The organism is Labilithrix sp. (assembly GCA_019637155.1).
GTDB lineage: Bacteria > Myxococcota_A > Polyangia > Polyangiales > Polyangiaceae > Labilithrix.
Map to the genome: position 1 here is coordinate 215,669 of JAHBWE010000014.1, position 21,491 is coordinate 237,159.

Annotated in this window: 21 protein-coding genes; 13 read left to right on the forward strand and 8 right to left on the reverse strand. The window is 69.4% G+C overall.

The annotated features are described in order from the left end of the window. Positions 1–10 precede the first annotated feature (10 nt). Positions 11–973, reverse strand: coding sequence for a DNA/RNA non-specific endonuclease (locus tag KF837_28770; protein MBX3231352.1), 963 nt, complete (start codon positions 971–973; stop codon positions 11–13). A 791-nt stretch (positions 974–1,764) separates the two neighbouring features. Here KF837_28770 and KF837_28775 point away from each other — a divergent pair. The 6 genes from KF837_28775 to KF837_28800 all read left to right on the forward strand — a co-directional run bounded on the left by KF837_28775 (position 1,765) and on the right by KF837_28800 (position 6,913). Then, complete coding sequence (locus tag KF837_28775) at positions 1,765–2,028, forward strand: hypothetical protein (protein MBX3231353.1); 264 nt, start codon at positions 1,765–1,767, stop codon at positions 2,026–2,028. Positions 2,029–2,080: 52 nt separating this feature from the next. Further along, positions 2,081–2,521, forward strand: a complete 441-nt coding sequence (locus KF837_28780; GenBank protein ID MBX3231354.1) for a helix-turn-helix transcriptional regulator — start codon at positions 2,081–2,083, stop codon at positions 2,519–2,521. A gap of 86 nt (positions 2,522–2,607) precedes the next feature. Continuing rightward, positions 2,608–3,438, forward strand: a complete 831-nt coding sequence (locus KF837_28785; protein ID MBX3231355.1) for an NAD-dependent epimerase/dehydratase family protein — start codon at positions 2,608–2,610, stop codon at positions 3,436–3,438. Positions 3,439–3,556: 118 nt separating this feature from the next. Beyond that, positions 3,557–5,461, forward strand: a complete 1,905-nt coding sequence (locus KF837_28790; protein MBX3231356.1) for a response regulator — start codon at positions 3,557–3,559, stop codon at positions 5,459–5,461. Between the two features lie 51 nt (positions 5,462–5,512). Continuing rightward, complete coding sequence (locus KF837_28795) at positions 5,513–6,163, forward strand: TetR/AcrR family transcriptional regulator (protein ID MBX3231357.1); 651 nt, start codon at positions 5,513–5,515, stop codon at positions 6,161–6,163. Between the two features lie 30 nt (positions 6,164–6,193). Beyond that, complete coding sequence (locus tag KF837_28800) at positions 6,194–6,913, forward strand: sel1 repeat family protein (protein ID MBX3231358.1); 720 nt, start codon at positions 6,194–6,196, stop codon at positions 6,911–6,913. A 2-nt stretch (positions 6,914–6,915) separates the two neighbouring features. Here the strand turns inward: KF837_28800 and KF837_28805 are convergent, their stop codons facing one another. The 6 genes from KF837_28805 to KF837_28830 are packed head-to-tail and all read right to left on the reverse strand — an operon-like array spanning position 6,916 to position 14,423. After that, positions 6,916–7,485: a RecX family transcriptional regulator gene (locus tag KF837_28805; protein ID MBX3231359.1), complete on the reverse strand. Its 570-nt coding sequence runs from the start codon at positions 7,483–7,485 to the stop codon at positions 6,916–6,918. Next, complete coding sequence (locus KF837_28810; GenBank protein ID MBX3231360.1) at positions 7,482–9,602, reverse strand: hypothetical protein; 2,121 nt, start codon at positions 9,600–9,602, stop codon at positions 7,482–7,484. The genes KF837_28805 and KF837_28810 overlap by 4 nt, the downstream gene beginning before the upstream one ends. Positions 9,603–9,624: 22 nt before the next feature. Continuing rightward, positions 9,625–10,179, reverse strand: a complete 555-nt coding sequence (locus KF837_28815) for a 50S ribosomal protein L11 methyltransferase (protein MBX3231361.1) — start codon at positions 10,177–10,179, stop codon at positions 9,625–9,627. Continuing rightward, positions 10,176–11,204 (reverse strand): type VI secretion system baseplate subunit TssG, encoded by a 1,029-nt coding sequence (gene tssG, locus KF837_28820; protein MBX3231362.1) that lies wholly within the window; start codon positions 11,202–11,204, stop codon positions 10,176–10,178. The genes KF837_28815 and tssG overlap by 4 nt, the downstream gene beginning before the upstream one ends. Then, positions 11,168–12,928, reverse strand: coding sequence for a type VI secretion system baseplate subunit TssF (gene tssF, locus KF837_28825; GenBank protein MBX3231363.1), 1,761 nt, complete (start codon positions 12,926–12,928; stop codon positions 11,168–11,170). The genes tssG and tssF overlap by 37 nt, the downstream gene beginning before the upstream one ends. A gap of 1 nt (position 12,929) precedes the next feature. After that, positions 12,930–14,423, reverse strand: a complete 1,494-nt coding sequence (locus KF837_28830; protein ID MBX3231364.1) for a tetratricopeptide repeat protein — start codon at positions 14,421–14,423, stop codon at positions 12,930–12,932. 24 nt (positions 14,424–14,447) lie between these two features. Between KF837_28830 and KF837_28835 the strand changes: the two genes are divergently transcribed. From KF837_28835 to tssC, 4 genes are all read left to right on the forward strand, one after another. Beyond that, positions 14,448–14,861, forward strand: a complete 414-nt coding sequence (locus tag KF837_28835; protein MBX3231365.1) for a hypothetical protein — start codon at positions 14,448–14,450, stop codon at positions 14,859–14,861. A gap of 15 nt (positions 14,862–14,876) precedes the next feature. Further along, positions 14,877–16,637 (forward strand): type VI secretion system protein TssA, encoded by a 1,761-nt coding sequence (gene tssA / locus KF837_28840; GenBank protein ID MBX3231366.1) that lies wholly within the window; start codon positions 14,877–14,879, stop codon positions 16,635–16,637. A gap of 82 nt (positions 16,638–16,719) precedes the next feature. Continuing rightward, on the forward strand, positions 16,720–17,223 hold the full coding sequence (gene tssB, locus KF837_28845) for a type VI secretion system contractile sheath small subunit (GenBank protein ID MBX3231367.1): 504 nt from the start codon (positions 16,720–16,722) through the stop codon (positions 17,221–17,223). Positions 17,224–17,225: 2 nt separating this feature from the next. After that, on the forward strand, positions 17,226–18,710 hold the full coding sequence (tssC, locus tag KF837_28850) for a type VI secretion system contractile sheath large subunit (protein MBX3231368.1): 1,485 nt from the start codon (positions 17,226–17,228) through the stop codon (positions 18,708–18,710). A gap of 48 nt (positions 18,711–18,758) precedes the next feature. Here the strand turns inward: tssC and KF837_28855 are convergent, their stop codons facing one another. Continuing rightward, a complete protein-coding gene (locus KF837_28855; protein MBX3231369.1) occupies positions 18,759–19,646 on the reverse strand; it encodes a hypothetical protein in 888 nt (295 codons plus the stop codon). Positions 19,647–19,889: 243 nt separating this feature from the next. Here KF837_28855 and KF837_28860 point away from each other — a divergent pair, with 243 nt between their 5' ends. From KF837_28860 to tssE, 3 genes are all read left to right on the forward strand, one after another. Next, a complete protein-coding gene (locus KF837_28860; GenBank protein ID MBX3231370.1) occupies positions 19,890–20,384 on the forward strand; it encodes a type VI secretion system tube protein Hcp in 495 nt (164 codons plus the stop codon). A 76-nt stretch (positions 20,385–20,460) separates the two neighbouring features. Continuing rightward, the gene (locus tag KF837_28865) at positions 20,461–20,922 is read left to right on the forward strand and encodes a type VI secretion system tube protein Hcp (GenBank protein ID MBX3231371.1); all 462 of its coding nucleotides are present in this window, start codon (positions 20,461–20,463) and stop codon (positions 20,920–20,922) included. Between the two features lie 39 nt (positions 20,923–20,961). Further along, the gene (gene tssE, locus KF837_28870) at positions 20,962–21,372 is read left to right on the forward strand and encodes a type VI secretion system baseplate subunit TssE (GenBank protein ID MBX3231372.1); all 411 of its coding nucleotides are present in this window, start codon (positions 20,962–20,964) and stop codon (positions 21,370–21,372) included. The last annotated feature ends 119 nt before the right edge of the window (positions 21,373–21,491 follow it).

The window sequence follows — 21,491 nt, forward strand, 5'->3', positions numbered from 1 at the left end:
GAGCCGCTCTTTACTGCGAATCGACCTGGGGCGCGAGCGCGGCGTGAACGGCGGGGTCGGCGTCGGAGAGGAAGTGGAAACCGGTCTTTTGCTCGAGCTTTTCGAGGCTCGTGAGGTAGCGGCGGTAGTTGCCGTTGACGCTGGTGTCGTTCGGGACCTCGACCGCGATGACGCGGGTGGCCGGCGTGACGTCGCTGGGCCGCGGGTGATCGCCCTGCATGACGACGACGACCTTGAAGAGCGAGGTCGGGACGTGCACGCCGTTGCCGATCCGCCGCACGTTGCCGGAGTAGATGGTGCCCGCGATCACGAAGACGTGGTTGTTGCCGGTGCGCGCGAGGGAGCGCTCTTCGTTCTCGAGCGTGAGCCAGGTCCCGGAGTTGCTCTGGGCCGTCTGCGGGACGGCGTTCGTGAAGACGAACGTGGAGCGGTTGTCGGCGTCGTTCTTGGTGCGGTCTGCGCTCGGGCAGAGGTGACCGCGCTGAAACCCCGAGTTCGTGAAGTCGGAGTTGACCGCCTGCGGGATGCCGGTCGCGAGGTCGCGATCGATCGACCACGAGTTCGAGCGGTCGGCGCTGCCGAGCCAGGGTTGCGTGAGCTCCCAGCTCACCCAGCGCGGGTTCTTCCGCGAGCCGTCGTACGACGTGACGTACTGGCGCTTCACGATGAGCGCGTGCTCGGGATCGGTCGGCGTCGCGTCCTCGGGAAAGCCGAGCGTCGTGTGGACGCTGACGGCGAGCCCGTGCGTCGCGGGCGCCGCGTCGACACCGGCGCCGTCGGTGTCGTCGGTGCCGGTGTCATCGGCGCCGGCGCGGTCGGCGCCGGTGTTGCCGTCGGACGTCGAGGCGACATCGGTCGTGAGCTCGTTGCTGGCGAGCTCGGTGTCTTCCCCCGCCTGCTCGACCGCACAGCCACCAAGCACGCTCGCGAGCGCGGCGACGAGGAAGGTGGAGCGGACGGAGCCCGTAACCATGCCGCTCCTTGTTACGCCGCACCCCCCTGGATCTCCCGCCCCCCTGACGTCTCACAACTGCCCGTAACTTCAGAGCAATTGAGCGCATCTGTGCGCGCGTGAGTGGCCGTGTCCGACACCCGCCGACGCCGTCCCCACGCCGTAACGCAACGAAATCCCTTCGATCACGACATCACGAACGCACGCTCCCACACCGCCACGGCCTCGAACATTTTCGGTCGCGCGCTGCCGCGTCGCGGGCCGAGTCGTCCGTCCGTCCGAGCCGTCGCGGTCCGAGCCGTCGCGGTCCGAGCCGTCGCGGTCCGAGCCGTCGCGGTCCGTCCGAGTCGTCGCGGTCCGTCCGAGTCGTCGCGGTCCGTCCGAGTCGTCGCGGTCCGTCCGAGTCGTCGCGGTCCGTCCGAGTCGTCGCGGTCCGAGTCGTCGCGGTCCGTCCGAGTCGTCGCGGTCCGAGTCGTCGCGTCCGATCCCTGAACGTCGTCGCCGATTTCGCTTCGCGGAGCGCCCTCTTCGCTGGGCTCCCCTTGGCGTCGCGGGCTTCCCTTCGGCTTCGCTGGGCTCCCTCTTCGGCGTTGGCGGGATCCCTTGCGGGGCTTCCTTGGCTTTTTTGTGGGGCCCCTTTGACTTCGCGGGGGCTTCCCCTCGCCGAGGATTGATACACAACCATGGTTGTGTATTGGGGGCCTGCGCTTGCACAACCATGGTTGAATAATTGCAAAGGATGGCGACAGCTCGCCGAGGATTGATACACAACCATGGTTGTGTATTGGGGGCTTGCATTTGCACAACCATGGTTGAAGAATCGCAAGGATGGCGACAGCTCGTGGACGAGGAACGAACCGCGGAAGTGGAACGTCAACGCGTGGCGGCGCACCGGCGACGCGGGGTGCGACGGCGGAGCGGGGCGCGCCGGTGACGCGGGGTGCGACGGCGGAGCGGGGCGCGCCGGTGACGCGGGGTGCGACGGCGGAGCGGGGCGCGCCGGTGACGCGGGGTGCGACGGCGGAGCGGGGGGCGACGGCGACGCGGGGCGCGACGGCGACGCGGACGCGGAGTGAGGGGGTGCGGGAGCGGAAGGAGGGGGTTGCGCGGTTGGCGCCGGAGGTGGAGGTGGGCGAGCTTGGGCTGACGTTTCTCGCGCAGTTCGTGGCGGAGGCGGCGGGGGGGCGTGTGCTTGCGGCGCTTGCGCGGAAGCATGGCGGGGTTCGCGTTTCTTACGGGTGGATCATGCAGCATCTGATGGGGGGACCGCAGAGCGTTACGTATGTCGCGCGGGCGCTGGGCATTTCGCAGCAGGCCGTGTCGAAGTCGCTGCGCGAGCTCGAGCGGCTCGGGTACGTGAAAGAGAGCGACGGCGAGGACGGACGCGCGCGGTACGTCGCGCTCACGGCGCGCGGTCAGGACCTCGTCGCGGCTGCGAGGAGATCGCGGGCCGCGGTCGACGACGACGTCCGCCGCCTCCTCGGCGCCGACACCTACGAGAAGACGCGCACCGCGCTCCGCCGCACCCTCGAGCACCTCGCCGCCGCCGCCGTGCGCGCTCGCGCCTGAAGCCAATCGCGTGACCACACGAGAAGAGGGATCCCGACACCGCGGACGCGCGTGCTGCCAGCGCGGGCGTGCGTGATGATGCGGGGATGGACGCCGCGGACGTGATGGTGCTCGGGGCTGGGTATGTTGGGGGTGTCGTTGCGCGGCGGGCTCGTGCGCGGGGGCTTCGGGTCGTGGCGACGGTGCGGCGGGAGGAGCGTGCCGAGGGGCTTCGGCGGGACGAGGTTGGGATCGTCGTTGCGGAGGTGCTGCGTGGTGAGGACGTTGCGGCGTTCGTCGGAGAACGCACGCTCGTCGTCGTTGCGTTTCCGCCGGATGGTGAGAGCGATGCGCGCGTCGCGGCGGGCGTCGCGCGCGCGCGCGCGATCGCGTACGTGTCGAGCACCGGGGTGTACGGGGCGCGGCGTGGGACGATCGATGACGCTACGCCGGTGGAGGCGCCGGCCGGGCCGCGGGCGGCGCGTGTGCTTGCAGCGGAGGAGGTCTGGCGGGGGATGGGGGCGACCGTGCTGCGCTGTCCCGCGATCTATGGGCCCGAGCGTGGGCTTCACCGTCGCATCGTTCGCGGCGAGCACCGGATCGCTGGTGACGGAAGCGCGTTCACGTCGCGCATTCACGTCGACGACCTCGCTGCGTTGCTGCTCGCGATCAGGGACGCCGACGCGCGCGTCGTGCGCGGCGCCACCTTCGTCGTCGGCGACGCCGCCCCCGCGACCCAGCGCGAGATCGCCGAGTGGGTCGCGCGGGAGTACGACGTGCCATACCCGCCGCACGTCCCCGCCGAGGAGGTCCACGAGACCCTCCGCGCCGACCGCCGCGTCGACGGCTCACGCGCCCTCGCGGTCCTCGGCGTCACGCTCGCGTATCCCCACTACCGCGACGGAATGAAGCGAACACTCGACCGAGCTCCGCCGTAGCGAGGCAGGACGAGGCGCGACGAGGCGCGACGAGGCGCGACGAGGCGCGATGAGGCGCGACGAGGCGCGATGAAGAGTGGGTGCCGACCGGCCGTTAGGCATTTCGGGGCCGGCATTCGTGAACGATGGAAAGAAGCTGCAGGGGACCGGCGACGAGCAAGGCGGCTCCGCGTCGGGGGAGCGCTTGGGGCGGTACCTCGAGCCGCTGGCGGAGGCGCTCGTCGTCTTCGATGCCGCTACGCAGGTCGTGGCCTACACGAACGAGGCGATGGCGCGGCTGCGTGGATTCGCGACGAAGGCCGAGATGGAGGCCGAAGACACACCGATCTGGAGCCGGCGGTCGAGCGAGCTCCTGCACCGCGTCTTGCCCGCGCGGCGCGCCGCGTTCGAGCGCGGGGAGCACGAGCGGTACGTCGACGAGATCGCCCACACCCACAAGGACGGCACGACCGTGCGCGCGGAGCTCCTGTCGTTCCTGCAGCGCGACGAGGTGAGCGGCGCGCTGCTCGTGTGCGCGCGCTCACGGAGCTTGAGCGACGCGCTCTCCTCGCGACGGCACCTGCAGCGCCTCCTCGATCACCTCCCCGACCTCGTGTCGTTCTGCGATCTCGACAACCGCGTGCTCGCCTGCAACACGCGGCTCGAGCGCCTCTACGGCGTCGGGCCCGGTGAGCTGCTCGGCACGGTGCTGCCGCGCGCCACGCCGGTGGAGGCGCTCGGCGACGAGCCGCTGCGCGAGGACCGCTGGCTCACGTTCGCCGACGACGGGCACCGCGAGCTCGTCGAGATGCTCACCATCCTCGTCCGCGGGTCCGACGGCGAGAAGCTCGGGATCCTCGGGATCGGTCGCGACGTCACCGCCGCGCGCAAGACCGAGGAGCAGCTCCGCGCGGTGCAGAAGATGGAAGCGATCGGACGCCTCGCCGGCGGCGTCGCGCACGACTTCAACAACCTGCTCAGCGTCATCCTCTCGTACACGAACCTCGCGATCGAGACGCTGCCGCCGCAACATCCGCTCCAGGAAGACTTCGCGGAGATCGTCGCCGCCGGAAAGCGCGGCGAGAGCCTCACGCGGCAGCTCCTCACCTTCAGCCGCCGCCAGCTGCTCCAGATGACGCCGCTCGTCATCCGCGACGTCGTCGACACGACCGGCAAGATGCTCGGACGCCTCATCGGCGAGGACATCGAGCTCCGCTTCTTCCACGACGGCGAGCCCGCCGCGGCGAAGGTCGATCGCGGACAGCTCGAGCAGGTCATCGTCAACCTCGTCGTCAACGCGCGCGACGCGATGCCCGAAGGCGGACGCCTCACGATCGGGACGCGGTGCATGACGCTCGACGCGCACGAGGCGGCGCCGCTCGACCTCCCCGCCGGGACGTACGTGTGCCTCTCGGTCGAGGACAACGGCGTCGGGATGGATCCGCCGACGCTCGCGCGCACCTTCGAGCCGTTCTTCACCACGAAGGGGCTCGGGAAGGGGACCGGCCTCGGCCTCGCGACCGCGTACGGCATCGTGAAGCAGAGCGGCGGCGCGATCACGATCGAGAGCATGCCCGCCGTCGGAACGACGGTGCGCATCTACCTCCCGCGTCACGCCGGTACCGCGGTCGCGAGCTCGCCGAAGCCGCCGCCCGCGAACAAGGTGCGCGGCGCCGAGACGATCCTCGTCGTCGAAGACGAGGGGCCGCTCCGCACCGTCACGCGGCGCATCCTCCGCGCCGCGGGCTACGAGGTCCTCGTCGCGGCCAACGCGGAGGAGGCGCTCCGCATCGCGCACGAGGTCGGGGACCGCATCGACCTCGTCTTCACCGACGTCGTGATGCCCGGCATGAACGGCGGCGAGCTCGTCGAGCGCCTCGCCACGCTCTTCCCGCGCATCCGCGTCCTCATCACCTCCGGCTACACCGACGAGAAGCTCGCGCGGAGCGGGGTCGGCGAACATCGCTTCCTCGCGAAGCCCTACGAGCCGGCGCAGCTCGTCGACGCGATCCGCCTGGTGCTGGACGAGGCGAGCCTTCCGTAACGGGCCGCCGCCGGTGAGGCCGCGCGTCCATCGTAGTATGCTCCACCTTCCATGGCCGCTCGTCGACAGACGCCACAGACGCCGCAGCTCCGAGGGGAGGCGGTGGTGAGGAACATCCTCGCCGCGGCGGTGGCGGAGCTCTCACAGAAGGGATTCGCCGCGCTCTCGATCGAGGAGGTGGCCGCGCGCGCCGCCGTCGCGAAGACGACGGTGTACCGCCGCTGGCCGACGAAGGGCGAGCTCGCGGTGGCGGCGATGAAGCACGTCGCCGGCGACATCATCCGCATCGAGGACACCGGCTCGCTCCGCGGCGACCTCATGTTCCTCCTCCGCTCGTTCCGTGACTTCGTCTCGTCGCCGCGCGGTCAGGGCCTGATGCGGATGATGGTCGTCGACGTCGCGAACGAGGAGATCAGCGAGTTCGCGCGCCGCGTCCGCGAGGAGAAATCCCACGAGCCGCACCAGATCGTCCATCGCGCGATCGCCCGCGGCGAGCTCCCGCGCGGGACCGATCCGACGCTGCTGTTCGAGGTCATCTTCGGAGCGGTGCAGCACAGCCTGTGCTTCATGCACTCCCCGATCGACGACCGGCAGCTCGAGACGATCCTCGAGCTCGTGCTCACCGGCGCCGAGAACGGCGGCGCGATCCCGAAGCGCGCGCCCGCGAAGAGCGGCGCCCGTTCGCGCAGCACGCGACCTTGAGCTCCAACCGTGCTTGGATGCGCGGGTGCCATGAGACGCTTCGAAGCAGCCGTCGTCCTCGTCGTCCTCGCCGGCTGCAAGCCGAAGCCACCGCCGGCCGAAGTCGACGCCGGCACGGTCGCGGTCGCGGTCGCGGGCTCGACGCTGATCGACGAATGCGAGTCGATGAAGCCGAGGGCGGCGGTCGCGTGCGACGACCTCGGCGATGCCTATGCGGAAGGAAAGGGCATGCCCGCCGACGCGGCCAAGGCCGTCGCCGCGTACCAGCGATCTTGCGACAAGGGCTTCACGATCGGCTGCACGCACCTCGCGAAGCACTACCTCGAGGGGCGCGGCGTCGCGAAGGATCCGGCGAAGGCGGCCGAGCTCCTCGACGCGACGTGCAAGCGCGGGCTCGACATCGCCTGCGATCAGCTCGGCGAGCTGTACGACAAGCAGGTCCCCCCGGACGAGGCGAAGGGCGCGGAGGCGTTCCGGCGCGGCTGCGACCTCGGCTACGCGCGCGCGTGCCGCGAGCTCGGTCGTCACTACCGCGACGGCAGAGGCGTGCCGAAGGACATCAAGCTCGCTCTGCCGCTCTACGAGAAGGGTTGCATGGGCGGTGACGCAGTGACCTGCTACGACCTCGGCGAGATGTTCGCGGAGGGCATCGGCGTCCCGATCGACAAGGCGAAGGCGCGCGACTGGTACACGAAGGGCTGCGACGCGAAGTTCGAGCTCTCGTGCACGAAGGCGAAGGAGCTCCGCTAGCTTCAGCGCAGCGAGCGGAGGAGCTCCTCGGCGGCCTCGCGGTCGAGGCGGAGCGCGCGCTCGGCGGTGGAGAACGAGTAGCCCGCGCGCGCGAGGGCCCCGAGCCAGCGCTGCCGTTCGCGCGCGTCGATCTCCGCCGTCGCCTTGCGCGAGAAGGCGCCGATCCGCTTCTTGCGCAGGAGCGACGCCGCCGCCGCGAGCTCCGTCGCCGGATCCTGATCGATCGACGCCCGCGCGAGCTCGCTCGCGATCCCGCGCTTCGCGAGGTCGAACGAGACCGCGCGGCGCGACTTGCCCTCGCGCGCGAGACGCTCCGCGCGGTGCTTCGCGTACGTCACGTCGTCGAGGAGCCCGCTCGCCTGGAGTCGCTCGATGACGGCCTCTGCCCGCTCGCGTGCGGTGTGGGCCCCGGCCTCGATCGCCTCGGCGTCGACCTCCGCCTTGCGCGCGCGGCGCGCCCAGCCGTCGATGCGCCGCGCGAGCACGCGCCTCATCTCCGCGACCGAAGCGGGGCGGTTCGTGAGGTACGCGAGCGCCCACTCGTGCACCGCGGCTTGGGTCGGCGGCGTCATCTGTGGACGAGCACTTCTTGCCGGCAATGATCGAACGGCCAGAGCTGAGCGCCGTCGTAGCAGTGGAGCTGCTTGCTCGCCGCCTCGACGTCGCCCGCGATCGTGACCTTGCCGTCCTGCGCGAGCTGGATCACGAAGTCGGGAGCGACCTCGAGGATGGCGCGCGGGACGGACGCGGGATTCGTGACGAAGTCTCCGGGGAGAACGGCCGCTTCGTACCCCGAGCTCAGGACGAAGTCGTCGCCGGCGCTGACGATCGACCCCATGTGCCGACCCACCGGCGGCGCGCTGCGCTTGCCGACGAGGGAGAGGTCCTTCGGCGAGAGCTCGTAGATGAAGAGCCGCTGCTTCGCCTCGCACGACATGAAGACGCGTCCGCCGGCGCCGATCGCGCCGTAGATGCAGCTCGCCGGAATCCTGGCGTGGAGCGCGGGCTTCTTCGCGCGCCGGAGGTACACCTGCGTCTCGGTCATCGTGTTGTTGATCGAGATCGTGAGGATCGAGCCGTCGTCGCCGACGCTCACGAGCGATTCGTCGAGGCGATGGCTGTTCGGGAGATCGCTCGTCGTGCAGCCCTCCGCGCGGCAGATGCACACGACCTGCGCGGTGACGAAGTCCTTGGCGGACTTGTAGTCCGTGAAGGCTGCATACGCGTCGTTGCGTCCGTGGCCGCTCCAGCCGGACTTCGAAGGCGCCTTCCCGCACCCGTCGGCCGAGAAGGGCTCGCCCGGGTCCGGCGCGCCGGCGGGAGCGCCGTCGAGCCGCGCGAGCAGCGTGCGCTGCTTGCGCTGCCGCAGCTCGAGCGCGCCGCGGTGATACGTCCACTCGGCGTCGAGCTGCTGCGTCTTCGGACGGCTCCAGTCGACGACGGCGTTTCCCTTGGGGTCACGAACGACGAGCCCATCGGAGAGCTTCAGCGAGTAGGCGTTGTCGGCGCGGAACGTCGGGAGGTCGCAGCGGTTGTCGCTCCGCGGCGTGCCTTCTTTCACGCACTGGATCGGATGTGTCCTCGACGCGTAGCCCTGGATCTCGTCGTAGCTCGCGGCGCGCACGACGCCCTGCTGCGGCAGCACGACGAACCTGGTGGCGCCGGAGCGGACCATGAAGTCGGCGGCGCCGCGCGGGACATGCACCTCCGGCGGGAAGATGCCGGGGTTCGGGATCCGGAACTTGAGCTTCGTCGTCTTCTTCGACGCCAGGTCGGTGAGAAGAACGCCGTCGTCACACACGCCGATCACGCGCGCGCCCTCGGCGTCGGCCTCGCTGCCGAGCTTTCGCCCGGGGCTGCACGAAGCCCCGATGCTCGCCGTCTTCCCGCCCGGGACCTCCACGAGCTCGACCGTCTTCGACGCCGCGTAGAACGCGGTCGCGCCGTAGAAGCCGCGTGCGACGTAGTCGCCCGCCATCACCTCGCCGCCGCCGCTGCCCATCGGCGACATGCGGCCGTTGATGTCGAGGACGTAGAAGCCCTCCTTGAACGTGGACAGCGCCTTGCCGTCGACCGACGAGACCCCACCGCGACCGGCGACGTACTTACCGCTCGGATCGAAGACGACGTTCGCGCCGTCGATCGCGCCGAGGACGTTGCCGCTCGCGACGTCGTAGAACGTGGTCTCGTTCTTCCACGTCGCGCCCGTTCGCGTCACCGCGATCGTCGTCTGGTCCGGCGAGAAGCGGAGCGCGAGGATGTCGGTCGGCTTCGAGGGCGGCGGGAGCGTTCGCTTGCGCGCGGTGTCGTCGAGGATGTCGACGCTCGAGTCGTCGAGCGCGACGGCGACGAGGGGCGAGGCGGACGTCGCGGTGATGACCTCGTTCGTCGAGGCCGGGCCCGCGAGCGGCGTGATGCGGACGAGCTCCGGCTTCTCGGGCGTGAAGCGCCAGACCTCCGTGCGCGTCACGGCGACGATCCCGTTCGAGACCCACGCCGCGCCGATGAAGCCGCCCGGACCTGTGAAGAGGACCGCGCGCGACGGAGCCGCCGTTGCCTTCGGCGCCTCGACCACCGGCGCGAGCGCGACCGGCGCCGGGGCCGGCGGCACCACGACGGGCGCCGGCCGATCCGGCGCGCCGCAATGAACGAGCGCTCCCGCGAGCGCGGCGAGGTAGAAGCGCGTCATCGTCGCGCGAGCTTACAAGATACTAGCGCCACACGAGCGTGCGCCACGCGTCGCGTTCGAAGACGTCCGGCCGGCGGCCTTCGAGGAGGGGAGCGTAGCGCGCGATGACGGCGGGGACGTCGGTGGAGACGAGCCCGGAGAGCACGAGCGATCCGTCGACGCGCGTAGCGATCGTGGGGGCGAGCTCGAGGAGCACGTCGCGAAGGATGTTCGCGATGACGACGTCGAAGCGGCCGTCGGGCGGCCACGTCGTCGCGAACGCGACGCGGTCCCGTACCCCGCTGCGCTCCGCGTTGTCCTTCGCGGCGGCGACGGCCTCGGGATCGATCTCCACGCCGACGGCCTCGCCGCCGAGCTTCGCCGCCGCGATCGAGAGGATGCCGGAGCCGCTGCCGACGTCGAGGAGGCGAAAAGGCCGTCGCGGCGCGTATGCCCCGAGCGCCTGGAGGCACATCCGCGTCGTCTCGTGCCGTCCGTCGCCGAACGCGCGCGTCTTCGCGAGCACGATCGTGCGATCGTCCGTGGCGTGATCGTCGCTGACGACACGGAAGCGCGGCGGGACCTCGATGACGGTCATCCGCCGGGACGCGCGGCCAAGAAGCGAGAACGAAGCTCGCCCGCGTCGCGGCGCGAGAGGCGTGTCGTGCGTCCGAGCTCGGCCTTGCGCTTCACGCCGAGCGCGAAGCGCGGCACGTGCTCTGCGGCGACGACGAGCTCGACCTCCGCCTCGAGGACTCCCCCGGACGCGTGGTCGAGGATCGCGAGGAGCGTCGGGTGCTTGGTCCCGCCGGGCGAGAGGTCGTCGGCCTGGTCCTCGGTCAGCGGGCCGAGGACGGCGCGGAAGCGGCCGGTGCGGTCTGGCACCGTGCGGCCGATCGCCATGTCGACGCCGAGCGTCGTGTTGCGAACGCCGAGCGTCACGCGCTGCTCTTCGCGCAGCTCCGTGCGCCGGAGGACGAAGCACTCGATGTCGAAGGGAACGCCCGGGAGGAGCTTCCCCGCGAGGAAGCGCGTCGACTCGACCGTGCGTGCGCGCACGCCGAGGACCGGCGCGAGGCCCAGGCGTACGAGCGGCGCGAGGCCGTTCTTCGGCGGAGTCGCTTGCGCGTCGACGCCGACGAACGCCGCGACGCGCGAGGTGAACGCGTCCGATGCGTCGGAGCGATGTCCTGCGTGGAGGCGGTGCCGCTGCCAGGTCCGGAAGAACAGACCGAGGATGCGGTGATGGAAGATGTCGTAGAAGGCGCGTAGCCCGGGCGTGTCGCTCTGCTCGGACGCGAGCACGTCCTCCGTCATGTTCGTCGGCAGCGGTGAGACGACGCCGAAGAGGCCGAGGAACGTCGTCCGTATCGTCGTGAACGGCGGGTCCTGCGTCGGGAACGGCGGGCGAACGAAGCTGACGTCGCTCGTGTGGAACACGAGCTCGGGATCGTGCTCGAAGCGGAGCGCCTCTTTCGCGGCCGGGCCCGCGTGACCGACGGGGACGGCGTCCGGGCGCATGCGCTCGACGAGATCGACCGCGTCGAAGAACCCGAAGCTCTTCGCCTCGCGCTCGAGCAGGCGCCTCAGGTGAGCGTCGACGATCCGCTTCGCGCCGGCCATGTGAACCGATGACGGGAGGGCGTGCCTTCGAGGCTCACCCGCGTGAACGAGTTGATGGAAACGTACGACGCGAAGAAGCGATCGAGCACGGCGCCGAAGAGGTACATGTCGCCGGCGCCCGTGAAACCGCTGTCGGCGACCTCGATGTCGATCGCCACGCCGCGGACGGGGACGCCGCGATGGAGCTGGTCGGCGGGCGAGACCTTCACGCGCTGGAGCGCGGCGAGGCGAAGCTCGTTCGAGCGCGCGGCCTGAGCGTCGACGCGCGCGTGGAAGTTGTAGACGTCGAGCGCTGCGCGCAGCACGTTCACGTCCGTGATCGCAGAGAGGTTCATCGCCGCGTGCGCGACGACGCGCCATTGCTGATCACGCCCGAAGGGCGGCGGCACGTACGCCGTCGGGGGCGCGAGGTTCCGGAACGTCGCGACCGCCGGCGACGACGCGGTGGGGACGCAGATCTCTCCGGCGCGGATGGCGCGTGCGAGCGACCGGTTCGTGGCGAGGAGATCGATCGAGATCGCCTCTGCGTCGGGGAGCACGCCCGAGTCGCGCGCCGTCCCGAAGGAGATGACGGTGTCGGCGCCGCCGCCGACGACGCTGGGCCGGACGTGCGCAGCGTAGAACGCCTTCTGCGCGGCGCCGCCCAGGTAACTGAAGTCGTAGAACGAGGAGAGGACCGCCCGCGAGCCACCTTCCGCGATCGCCTCGACCTGCGTGATGGCGTAGACCTCGGCGTGTCCGGGCGCGAAGCCCGCGGGGCGGACGAGGTACTCGTCCTTCGCGGGGCGGACCGCGAGCGGCTCCGCCGTGGCCGCGAAGACGTTCACGATGGGGACGCAGTGAAGCGCGATCGCGTCGCGATCGACACGGACGTCGGCGGGCGGCGGCGAGTCGAGCCGGAGCACGATCGAGAATCGGTTCGCGGTCTTCGAGATCTCGCCGAGGCGCGCCAGCCCGACGACGTCGACGAAGGCGAACTTCGCGGGGAGCGCGTAGTACTCCTCGAGCAGGCGCGGCCCTGCGAACGCGGTCGTGGGCGCCGGCAGGAGCGCCTCGTTCGCCTCGAAGCCGACGCTGCGCACCGCGTTTCGACCGAGATCGACGTCGCGATCGCCGCTCGGCCCCGCCGCCCGGATGGCGGCCGACTCCACGCGCTCCTGGACCCAGGTGAGGAGGCTGAGGCTGCGCCTCGTCTCGCCGGCGAAGTGGAGGCGGACGCGGTCGGCGCCGAGCGGCGCGATGGGCATCGCGAGCGGCATCTTCAGGTCGATGCGGAGCTCGTATTTGCCGCCCGCGAGCGGCGTGGCGCGGACGTCGTCGATGACCCACGGCATCAGCTCGCAGTCGGAGGTCGACCGGAAGGTGCACGGCGTCCCGTCGACCTTCACGCTCGCGAACTCGGTGCCCGCCGGGACCAGCATGCGCTCGCGCAGCACGGTCGGCAGCGGCGTCAGCTCGAGGATCGCGGCCGAAGGCATCGGCCGGACGACGTCGGGGAAGAGAAGCTGGGCGATGCCCTGGATCGCGTGCGGGAGCTCGTCGTCGAGCTTCTGCCGGACGCGGCCCGTGAGGAACGCGACGCCTTCGAGCAGGCGTTCGACGTCCGGATCGCCGCTGCGCTCGGCGAGCATGGGCGCGAGCGCAGGGTGTGCTGCCGCGAACTCGCGGCCGAGCTCGCGCAGGTACGCGAGCTCGTCTTGGTAGTAGTGATTGAAGTCGCTCATGTCAGCGCGTCGAGCCGCTCGCTCGCTCTTCGATCGCGCGCACGGCACGCTTCGCGCGACGGCGCACCTCGACCGGGAGCGACTCGTCGGCGTTGATCGCGGAGAACGCGGCGCGGGTCTCCATCGTCTTGCCGAGGCCGCGCTGCGCCTCCGCCTCGTTCCAGCGAAGCTTCCAGTCCTTCTTCGACAGGTCGCCGAGTGAAGCGGCGTCCGTGAGGACGTCCTCGAACTTCCTCGCGTGGGAGAGCTGCGCCCAGTACTCGGCGCGGAGCTCGTCGTCCTCCGGGGCGAGCGCGACGGCCTTCGCGAAGACGCTCGCCGCCTCTTCATCCGCGCCGATCGACGCCTTCGCCCGAGCGAGCGAGCGGAGGGGGCCGGCCGCCTGCGGATGCGCCTCGGCGAACCCCGTGAGCGCCGGGATCGCGTTCGAAACGGCCGTGATGTCCTTCGGATCGCGCGGCCAGAAGCGAAGGACGAGCGCGGTCTGGTCGTTCGGATCGAGCTCGAGCGCACGATCGAGCGCGGCGCGGCCCTCGTCGGCCTTGCCCTCCTCGAGGTGGCAGCAGGCGAGCTCGACGTGCGCCCACGCGGGCGCCGGCGTCTTCTGGAGCTCGGCTTCGATCGCGGTCCGCGCCTCGGCTTGCCGCTTCGTGTTCCGCAGCGCCGCGATGCGTCCCATGCGCGCGCGCTCGGACTCCGCGTCCGTTCCTTTCGCCGCGAGTGCGCGATCCGCCGCCGCGAGAGCGACGTCGAAGCGGCCCTCGGCCTCGTGGTACGCGAGCTGCTCGAGGAAGTAGGCGGCGGTGCGGCCCGGCGCGTCCCACGCCTCCTTCAATGCCTCGATCACGCTGTCGCTGCGCACGTACACCAGCGACTCCGCGTCGCGCGGATCCTCGTAGATCGAGACGAGGACGCCCATCTTCACGAGCGCATCCATCGCCGGCTTGCAGTCGGGCTTCGCCTCGAGCGCGAGCGACATCTCCTCCGCCGCGCTCTGCAGCGCGTTGAGCGAGATGTGGAGCTGGCCGACGGCGAGGTGGTAGTCGGCGTCGCCGCTGAAGGTCTCTCGGATCGACTGGAGCTGCTTCATCGCGCCGGCGTGATCGCCGGTGTTCGCGAGCGCGTTGCCGAGGTTCATCTTCGCGGCGTGATCGTTCGGATCGACGGACGAGATCATGCGGAGCGTCGACATCGCCCGCTTGTAGTCGTTCGCGGCGAACGCCTGCTGCGCCTTGGCCCACAGCTCCTGCTTGCTGATGAACGCCTCGAGGCTCGCGAGCAGCGCCGCGTTCTCGGTCCGCCACGCGGTGTCTTTCGGCGCGCTGCCGATGAACTGGCCGGACCACCGGCGCATCGCGTCGATGCCGAGACCGTCCGTGGCGAGGCCCTCGAACTCCTTGCGCGGGACGGGCACGCGCGTCGGTACCCCTTGCCGCTTCGCCAGCTTGTCATCGAGGTTGATCAACACCCACTCGCCCGCGTCAGCGTCACTCATGGCGACGATGCTAACCTGAGCCCGATGACCCCGCCGCACGGGATCGACCTCACCGCCTACGCTGCCGTCTCCGCCGATCTCGCCGAGGGCGACCGCACGTTCTCCGAGGTCCTCGCCGCGAGAGACCTCACGGATGCGCAGTGGATGGACGCGACGCTCTACTGGGGCCAGCGCATGGGCGAGCACGCGATCGCGTTCTCGGACGCCTTCGCGCAGGCCCAGGACGCGAAGCGCCCGCTCGTCTCGCTATCCGTTGCGGAATGGTTCGCGCTCGAGCGCGCGATCGATACGCGGGGACTGCCGAAGGCGCTCCGGGAGCGTTCGCTCGGCCTCGCCGACTACAGCCGTTTGATCCGGCACTGGGCGAAGAAGATCGCGACGGACTCGAACGTGCAGCGAGAGCTGGCTGACCTAGGCAGCCGGGACGGGGGCGTGTAGCGTCGTCTGCCCTGGATGGCTGAAGATCTCGAGAAGCTGCTGGAGGAGACGTCCGCTCTCCGCGCCCCTCTCACCGCCGACGAGCCCGCTGGAGCCGACATCTCGCTCGAGCCCGAGTTCGAGGCGATCAAGCTCGAGATCGACAAGCTGACGGGCATCGACGGATTGACGCCGGATTGGGATCTCGTCCGCACGTCGGCCGAGGACCTCCTCGCGAGCCGCACCAAGGACCTGCGCCTCGCCGTGTGGCTCACCGTCGCGGGCGTGCATTCCTCGGGCTGGCACGGCCTCGCGCGCGGTCTCGTCGTCTGTCGTGCGCTCATGGTCGACCTGTGGGAGGTCGCCCTTCCCAAGCGAGACAAGGCACGCAGCAACATCATCGGCTGGCTCGCGGAGAGGGCCGTTCCGCGCGTGCAAGAGCTGTCGGTCGAGATGAGAGACGGCGCGGACGTGCGCGCGGCGTTCGAGCTCGTGACGGACATCGATCGCGTGGCGAGCGAGAAGCTCGGGGACGCGTTCCAGGGGATCCGCGCCTTCATCTCTGCGATGAAGTCGCGCGTCGCCGACATCCCGAAGCCGCCGCCGACGCCTCCTCCTCCGCCGCCGGCCGACTCCGCGCCGGGCTCCGACCCCCCTCCCTCTTTCGACGCTCCGGCTGCGGAGCCGGCGCCGAGCGGCGGTGTCGCTCTCTCGACACGAGCGGCGGACGCCGACGCGACGACGGCGACGATCGCCGGCACCCTCGTCGCGCTCGCTCGTTCGATCGCGATGGTGGAGCCCGCGCGAGCGTGGGCCTATTCGCTTCACCGGCGGGGGATCTGGCTTCGCATCGAGCGCGGCGCCTTCGACGCAGCACCGCTCGACGGTGCGCCGGACGCCGCGACGCGCGAACGGCTCGGAAGCCTCGCGAACGAATCGCGCTGGCTGGAGCTCGTCTTCGCGGGCGAAGAGGCCTCCGCTCTCTACCCGAGCTGGCTCGACCCGCATCGTTTCGTGGCGCTCGCCCTCGAGCGACTGGGCAGCGCGTTCAACGATGCCCGCGCGACGGTCGGCCGCGACACGACGGACTTCGTTCGCCGGCACCGGCGCCTCCTCGACGCAAAGTTCACGGACGAGACGGCGGCGGCGGCGATCGAGACCGTGGCCTGGCTCGAAGCGGAGACGCAGCGCTGGCACGGCACCGCGCTCGCCGACGTCGGACGTCACGAAGATCGGCAGCTCGCCGCCCGCTTCGCGGATGCACGAAACCTCGTCGCGAGCGGGCGTCATGCGGAGGGCCTCGCGTTCGCGATGCAGCTCGCGCGGCGCGGCTCCGATCCGCGCGACCGCTTCCGCGCAAACCTCGACGTCGCGCGGCTCGCGAGCCAGGTCGGTGCGAACGACGTCGCGCGGCCGATCCTGGAGTCGCTCGTCGCCGACGCGACGCGGCACGATCTCGAGCGATGGGAGCCCGCGCTCGCAGCGCGCCTCTCCGCCGGTCTCTATCGTGTGCTCCCGGCGGACGCCCCCGAGCGCACGACCGCCTTCGAGACGCTCTGCCGGATCGATCCCGGCCTCGCGCTCCGCGTCCAGGGTCGCGCTCACACGACCAGCGACGGCGCAGCCCCACCCGCGCCGATCGCGATCCCGCTTCCCACCTACGTCGCGGCGCTCGCGCCGAGCGCTCCCGAGAACGCGCCGTCTGCCGAGCCGGAGTATCAGCCCGACTACCCGTCGTACGAGTCGTACGACGACGGGGGTGGGCTATCCGCATGGATGAACGATGACGACGACTAGCCGCCGAGCCGCCTTGTCAGATGCGGCAATTAGACGGAACATGCGTGACTCGTCCGAGTCCTGAGAAGAAGAGGGTACCTCCATGGCAAACGAAGGATCCGTCGCACCGCCGGAACGCATCAACATCAAGTACAAGCCGTCGACGGGCGACGCGAAAGAGGAGATCGAGCTCCCGCTCAAGATGCTCTTCCTCGGCGACTACACGGGCCGTCCGGACCCGCGCGCGCTCGAGGATCGCAAGCCGATCAACATCGACAAGGACAACTTCGACCAGGTGCTCGGCGAGCAGAAGCTCGAGCTCAACATGGCGGTCAACGAGACCATGTCCGGGAACGAGGGCGCGTCGCTCAACGTGAACCTGAAGTTCAAGAAGCTGAGCGACTTCGGCCCCGAGGCCGTCGCGCAGCAGGTCCCCGAGCTGAAGAAGATGATCGAGCTCCGCGAGACGCTCACCGCGCTCAAGGGCCCGCTCGGAAACACGCCGGCGTTCCGGCGCAAGATCCAGGATCTCCTGGCAGACAACGCGAAACGCGACCAGCTCATGAAGGAGCTGGGCCTCGGTGACGAGCCGAAGGCGGGAGGCTGAACATGGCTGAAGAGCAAGCAGCGGGCGCAGCAGCGGCGACCGAGACCGCCGAGGGCTCACTCCTCGACGAGATCCTCGGCGCGACCCAGATGCAGCCGACCGATGACGGCTACGACATCGCGAAGAAGGGCGTCCACGCCTTCATCGCCAACCTCCTCACGGAGAGCAGCAGCCAGAGCGCGAAAATCGATAAGTCGGTCGTCGACGCGATGATCGTCGAGATCGACAAGAAGATCTCGAAGCAGCTCGACGCGATCATGCACAACCCGGCCTTCCAGAAGCTGGAGTCGGCGTGGCGCGGGCTCAAGTTCGTCGTCGATCGCACCAATTTCCGCGAGAACATCAAGATCGAGCTCCTCAACGTCTCGAAGGACGACCTGATCGCCGACTTCGAGGACGCGCCCGAGATCACGAAGAGCGGCCTGTACAAGACCGCGTACACGGCCGAGTACGGGACCTTCGGCGGCAAGCCGATCGGCGCGATCTTCTCGAACTACGAGTTCGGCCCCGGCGCGCAGGACATGGAGCTCCTCAAGAACTGCGCGGCCGTCGCGGCCATGGCGCACGCGCCGTTCTTCGCCGCGGCGGGGGCGGCGTTCTTCGGTCAGAAGGACATGCTCGCCCTTCCGAACCTGAAGGACCTCGCGTCCCACTTCGAGAGCCCGCTCTATACGAAGTGGAACTCGTTCCGCGACACGGAAGACGCGCGTTACGTCGGCCTCCTGATGCCCCGCTTCCTCCTCCGCCTCCCGTACGGCGAGAAGACGATGCCGATCAAGAGCTTCAACTACTCGGAGGACACCGTCGACAAGCACGACGAGTACCTCTGGGGGAACGCCTCCTACGCGATGGCCTCGCGCCTCGCCGACAGCTTCGCGAAGTACCGCTGGTGCCCGAACATCATCGGACCCCAGGCCGGCGGAACGGTCGAGAACCTCCCGCTTCACCAGTACGAAGCGATGGGCGAGATCCAGACCAAGACGCCGACGGAGATCATGCTCTCCGAGCGTCGCGAGTTCGAGCTCTCGGAGCAGGGTTTCATCGGCCTCACGTTCCGCAAGGACTCCGACAACGCCGCGTTCTTCTCCGCGAACAGCTGCCAGCGGCCGAAGAACTTCGGTCAGTCGCCGGAGGGCAAGGAGGCGGAGCTCAACTACCGCCTCGGCACGCAGCTCCCGTACATCTTCGTGGCGTGCCGCATCGCGCACTACCTGAAGGTCATCCAGCGCGAGCAGATCGGAACGACGAAGGAAGCGGGCGAGCTCCAGAGCGAGCTCAATCAGTGGATCTCGCAGTACGTCGTCGACCAGGACGGCGTCTCCGCCTACATCCGTGGCGTGCGTCCGCTGCGCTCCGCCGCGATCACGGTGTCCGAGGTCCCCGGCAACGCGGGCTTCTACAAGGTCGACATGAAGGTGCGCCCGCACTTCAAGTACATGGGCGCCTCCTTCACGCTGAGCCTCGTCGGCAAGCTCGACAAGAGCTAGGTCGCGAGACGCGAGCAGGTAGAGCGGGCGCCTCGTCGGGCGCTCGCTCTACTTTTTTGTCGTGGTCCTGCTGGTGACGCGGGACCAGAGCGAGTCCTCGTCGACGACCATCGTGCCGCCCGGGGCGAAGGTGAACGAGCGCTCTTGTTCGGAGCGGCGTAGCTCGCGCGCGAGCTCGTCGCGGACGAGCACCTGCTCGAGGACGCGGATGCCGCCGTCGAGGTACTGGATCGAGCTCGAGAGACGGTACTCGACCTTCCCGGGGACGCCTGGCTCGCTGTTGACCGCGTAGTCGACGCGCTCCTGGCTGATGTGCGCGACGCGATCGAGGACGCCGAGGCGGGGCTGGAAGACGCTCACGGCCGTCTCGCAGCCCGCTTCGGCCTTCCGTGCCTTGCAGCCGTCGTCCTGCGCGACGACGACGACGGCCGGCCCGAGCCGCTCGATCGTGAACGTCGACTTCGGGCGGCCGCGGAAGGTGCCGACGGCGTAGACCTCGGCGGTGCCGTCGATCGTGCGGAGGAGAGCGAGCGCGCCGCCGGCGGTGCCGTCTTCGAACGTGTGGGAGCGCATCCAGGCGGCCTTCAGCCGGTCGCCGCCGCCGCCCATGACGATGGCGCCCTCCTCGATCTTCGTCGGCGTGCCGCCCTTCAGGACGTCATCCTGGAGCGGTGCGCGGCCGGTACAGGCGCGGGCATTCTCCTCTAGCTGCGCCCGCGTCGGATCGAAGGACGGAAAGACGAGCGGCCAGATCTGCTCCTCGCGGAGCGAGACCGCTGCGCGCTCTTCTTTCTTCGGCGGTCCAAGGTGCGTGAAGCATGCCGGGAGCGGGGCCAGTTGCCGTGCGTCGTCCTCGGTGCGCGGGCGCTCCTCCGTCGCGGCGCATCCCGCGAGGAAGACCGACGAGAGCAGCCCGAGCCAGAAGACCGTGCGCACGGCCCACAGGATACGAGGCGCCCGCCGCCGACCCCAGTTCTCGGCGATACAGCACACGATACGTCCCCCCTGTATCAGGCGATACACCCCCCCCGCGCACTATCCGAGCTCGGATGTCATGCCGCGCAACCCGCGAGAAAATCAGCGATCGTTCGCTGAACCGGGCCTGCGCCCATTGACCGCAACGAGCCGGCATGGAGAATGCTCAAGTCATCTGCAGGCAAGGAGCTCACGAGGAACAACATGGCTCAATTCGGAATTTTCGTAGCGTTCGGTGACAACAAGTCGGCCAAGATCAAGGGCAACTCCGCGGTTGCGGGTTACGAGGACTGGGTCCTCGGTCATTCGGTGCAACTCAACAGCCGGGCGGACCGTACGGACGGCCCTGCGGGCAAGACGGCGAAGAAGGTGACCGCGCATGTCGACGGCCTGTCGCTCATGCTCCACGGCGGCAGCGCGACGGCGGAGATGTACAAGACGCTCTTCGCGACGACGGCGCTCGCTCAGGTTCACATCCACCAGTGCCTGCAGCCCGTCGACAAGGCGGCCAAACAGGCGCCCGATCTCGTCCAGAAGATCGAGCTCAAGGACGTGTTCATCACGTCCGTCTCCGAGAACTGGATGCCCGATGGAGAGCGCTCGGTGCAGGTCACGCTCGAGTTCGCCCACATCATGTTCACGGAGGGCAAGAAGACCGCCGACTTCACCGTGCGCAACCTCACCAAGGCAGGCGGCTGACCCTCCGTCGCGGAGCGGTCCCCACCAAGAATTCGGGGCGTAGCCCCATCAACGTAGAAGAAGAGAGAGCAGGATCATGGGAAGAGTCATTGGGCTGAAGGCAGGAACGATCGAGGGTGATGTCAGCGTTACGGGGGTCGAGAAGAACATCCGCGTCGACTCCGTCTCCGTAGGCGCGTCTGCGCAGATCACGTACGACTCGAGCGGCGGCGGCCATGTCCAGATCGGGGACGTCTCGCTCCTCATCAAGTACGGGGAGTGGGTCGCCGAGCTCCAGAAGGCGTGCTTCGACGGGCTCATCTTCGAAACGGTCACGATCATCGAGGTCGACCAGAAGAACGAGGCTCAGGGGAGCGCAGAGGCGAAGCTCGTGCGCACGATCAAGCTGACGAACGCGTACATCTCGAACATCGGCCTCGGCTGGGACGGCCCATACGCGACCTGCAGCCTCAGCTTCGCGTTCGAAAAGTGGGATCTCACCTACGAAGCGAAGTCCGGCGCGAAGATGGCGAGCCGCGACCTGATGGCGACCACCTGAGTCGCGTGAGTCACACGACATGAGCACCCGAAGGTCACTCTGAGCGGGCACTCGCTGCTCCGCCGCATTCGCGAGCCCGCGCTCGCGGCTCCTCGACGGGTCGTTTCCGTCGAGGAGACACGGGCGGCCGTGCTCGACCATCTGCGCGCCATCTTCACGACGCGCGCGGGGTCGGCCCTCGTCGGAGCCGACTACGGCATCCTCAGCGTCACCGACATCCTGCACTCGTGTCCTGACGCGATCGGAGACGTCCTCAAGAGTCTTCAGTCCGCGATTCGCAAGTACGAGCCGCGCCTCATCAACCCGGTCGTGAAGCACGTCGCGGGAGCGGACGGGACCGACGTGCAGATTCGCTTCGAGATCACCGCCGACATCCTCGACGGTGGGAAGCGTGTGCCTGTCAAGTTCAAGACTGCGATCGACGTGACGCGGAACGTCAGCGTCGACTGACCGCCTTCGTCGAAGACGGCACTAATGAAGTGAAGTGATAACGGAGATCAGGAGACGTAAATGGGCAGTTGGAGTTTGGTGAACGTCAGGCACTGGGACAGCCATCGGAACGGGGAGGT

Coding starts and splice junctions, on each gene's coding strand:
- KF837_28805 (MBX3231359.1), bottom strand. CDS start 7,485: ATGACGCCGCCGACCCAAGCCGCGGTGCACGAGTGGGCGCTCGCGTAC.
- KF837_28830 (MBX3231364.1), bottom strand. CDS start 14,423: ATGAGTGACGCTGACGCGGGCGAGTGGGTGTTGATCAACCTCGATGAC.
- KF837_28815 (MBX3231361.1), bottom strand. CDS start 10,179: ATGACCGTCATCGAGGTCCCGCCGCGCTTCCGTGTCGTCAGCGACGAT.
- KF837_28865 (MBX3231371.1), top strand. CDS start 20,461: ATGGGAAGAGTCATTGGGCTGAAGGCAGGAACGATCGAGGGTGATGTC.
- tssC (MBX3231368.1), top strand. CDS start 17,226: ATGGCTGAAGAGCAAGCAGCGGGCGCAGCAGCGGCGACCGAGACCGCC.
- KF837_28770 (MBX3231352.1), bottom strand. CDS start 973: ATGGTTACGGGCTCCGTCCGCTCCACCTTCCTCGTCGCCGCGCTCGCG.
- KF837_28810 (MBX3231360.1), bottom strand. CDS start 9,602: ATGACGCGCTTCTACCTCGCCGCGCTCGCGGGAGCGCTCGTTCATTGC.
- tssG (MBX3231362.1), bottom strand. CDS start 11,204: ATGGCCGGCGCGAAGCGGATCGTCGACGCTCACCTGAGGCGCCTGCTC.
- KF837_28795 (MBX3231357.1), top strand. CDS start 5,513: ATGGCCGCTCGTCGACAGACGCCACAGACGCCGCAGCTCCGAGGGGAG.
- tssA (MBX3231366.1), top strand. CDS start 14,877: ATGGCTGAAGATCTCGAGAAGCTGCTGGAGGAGACGTCCGCTCTCCGC.
- KF837_28785 (MBX3231355.1), top strand. CDS start 2,608: ATGGACGCCGCGGACGTGATGGTGCTCGGGGCTGGGTATGTTGGGGGT.
- tssB (MBX3231367.1), top strand. CDS start 16,720: ATGGCAAACGAAGGATCCGTCGCACCGCCGGAACGCATCAACATCAAG.
- KF837_28860 (MBX3231370.1), top strand. CDS start 19,890: ATGGCTCAATTCGGAATTTTCGTAGCGTTCGGTGACAACAAGTCGGCC.
- KF837_28800 (MBX3231358.1), top strand. CDS start 6,194: ATGAGACGCTTCGAAGCAGCCGTCGTCCTCGTCGTCCTCGCCGGCTGC.
- tssF (MBX3231363.1), bottom strand. CDS start 12,928: ATGAGCGACTTCAATCACTACTACCAAGACGAGCTCGCGTACCTGCGC.
- KF837_28835 (MBX3231365.1), top strand. CDS start 14,448: ATGACCCCGCCGCACGGGATCGACCTCACCGCCTACGCTGCCGTCTCC.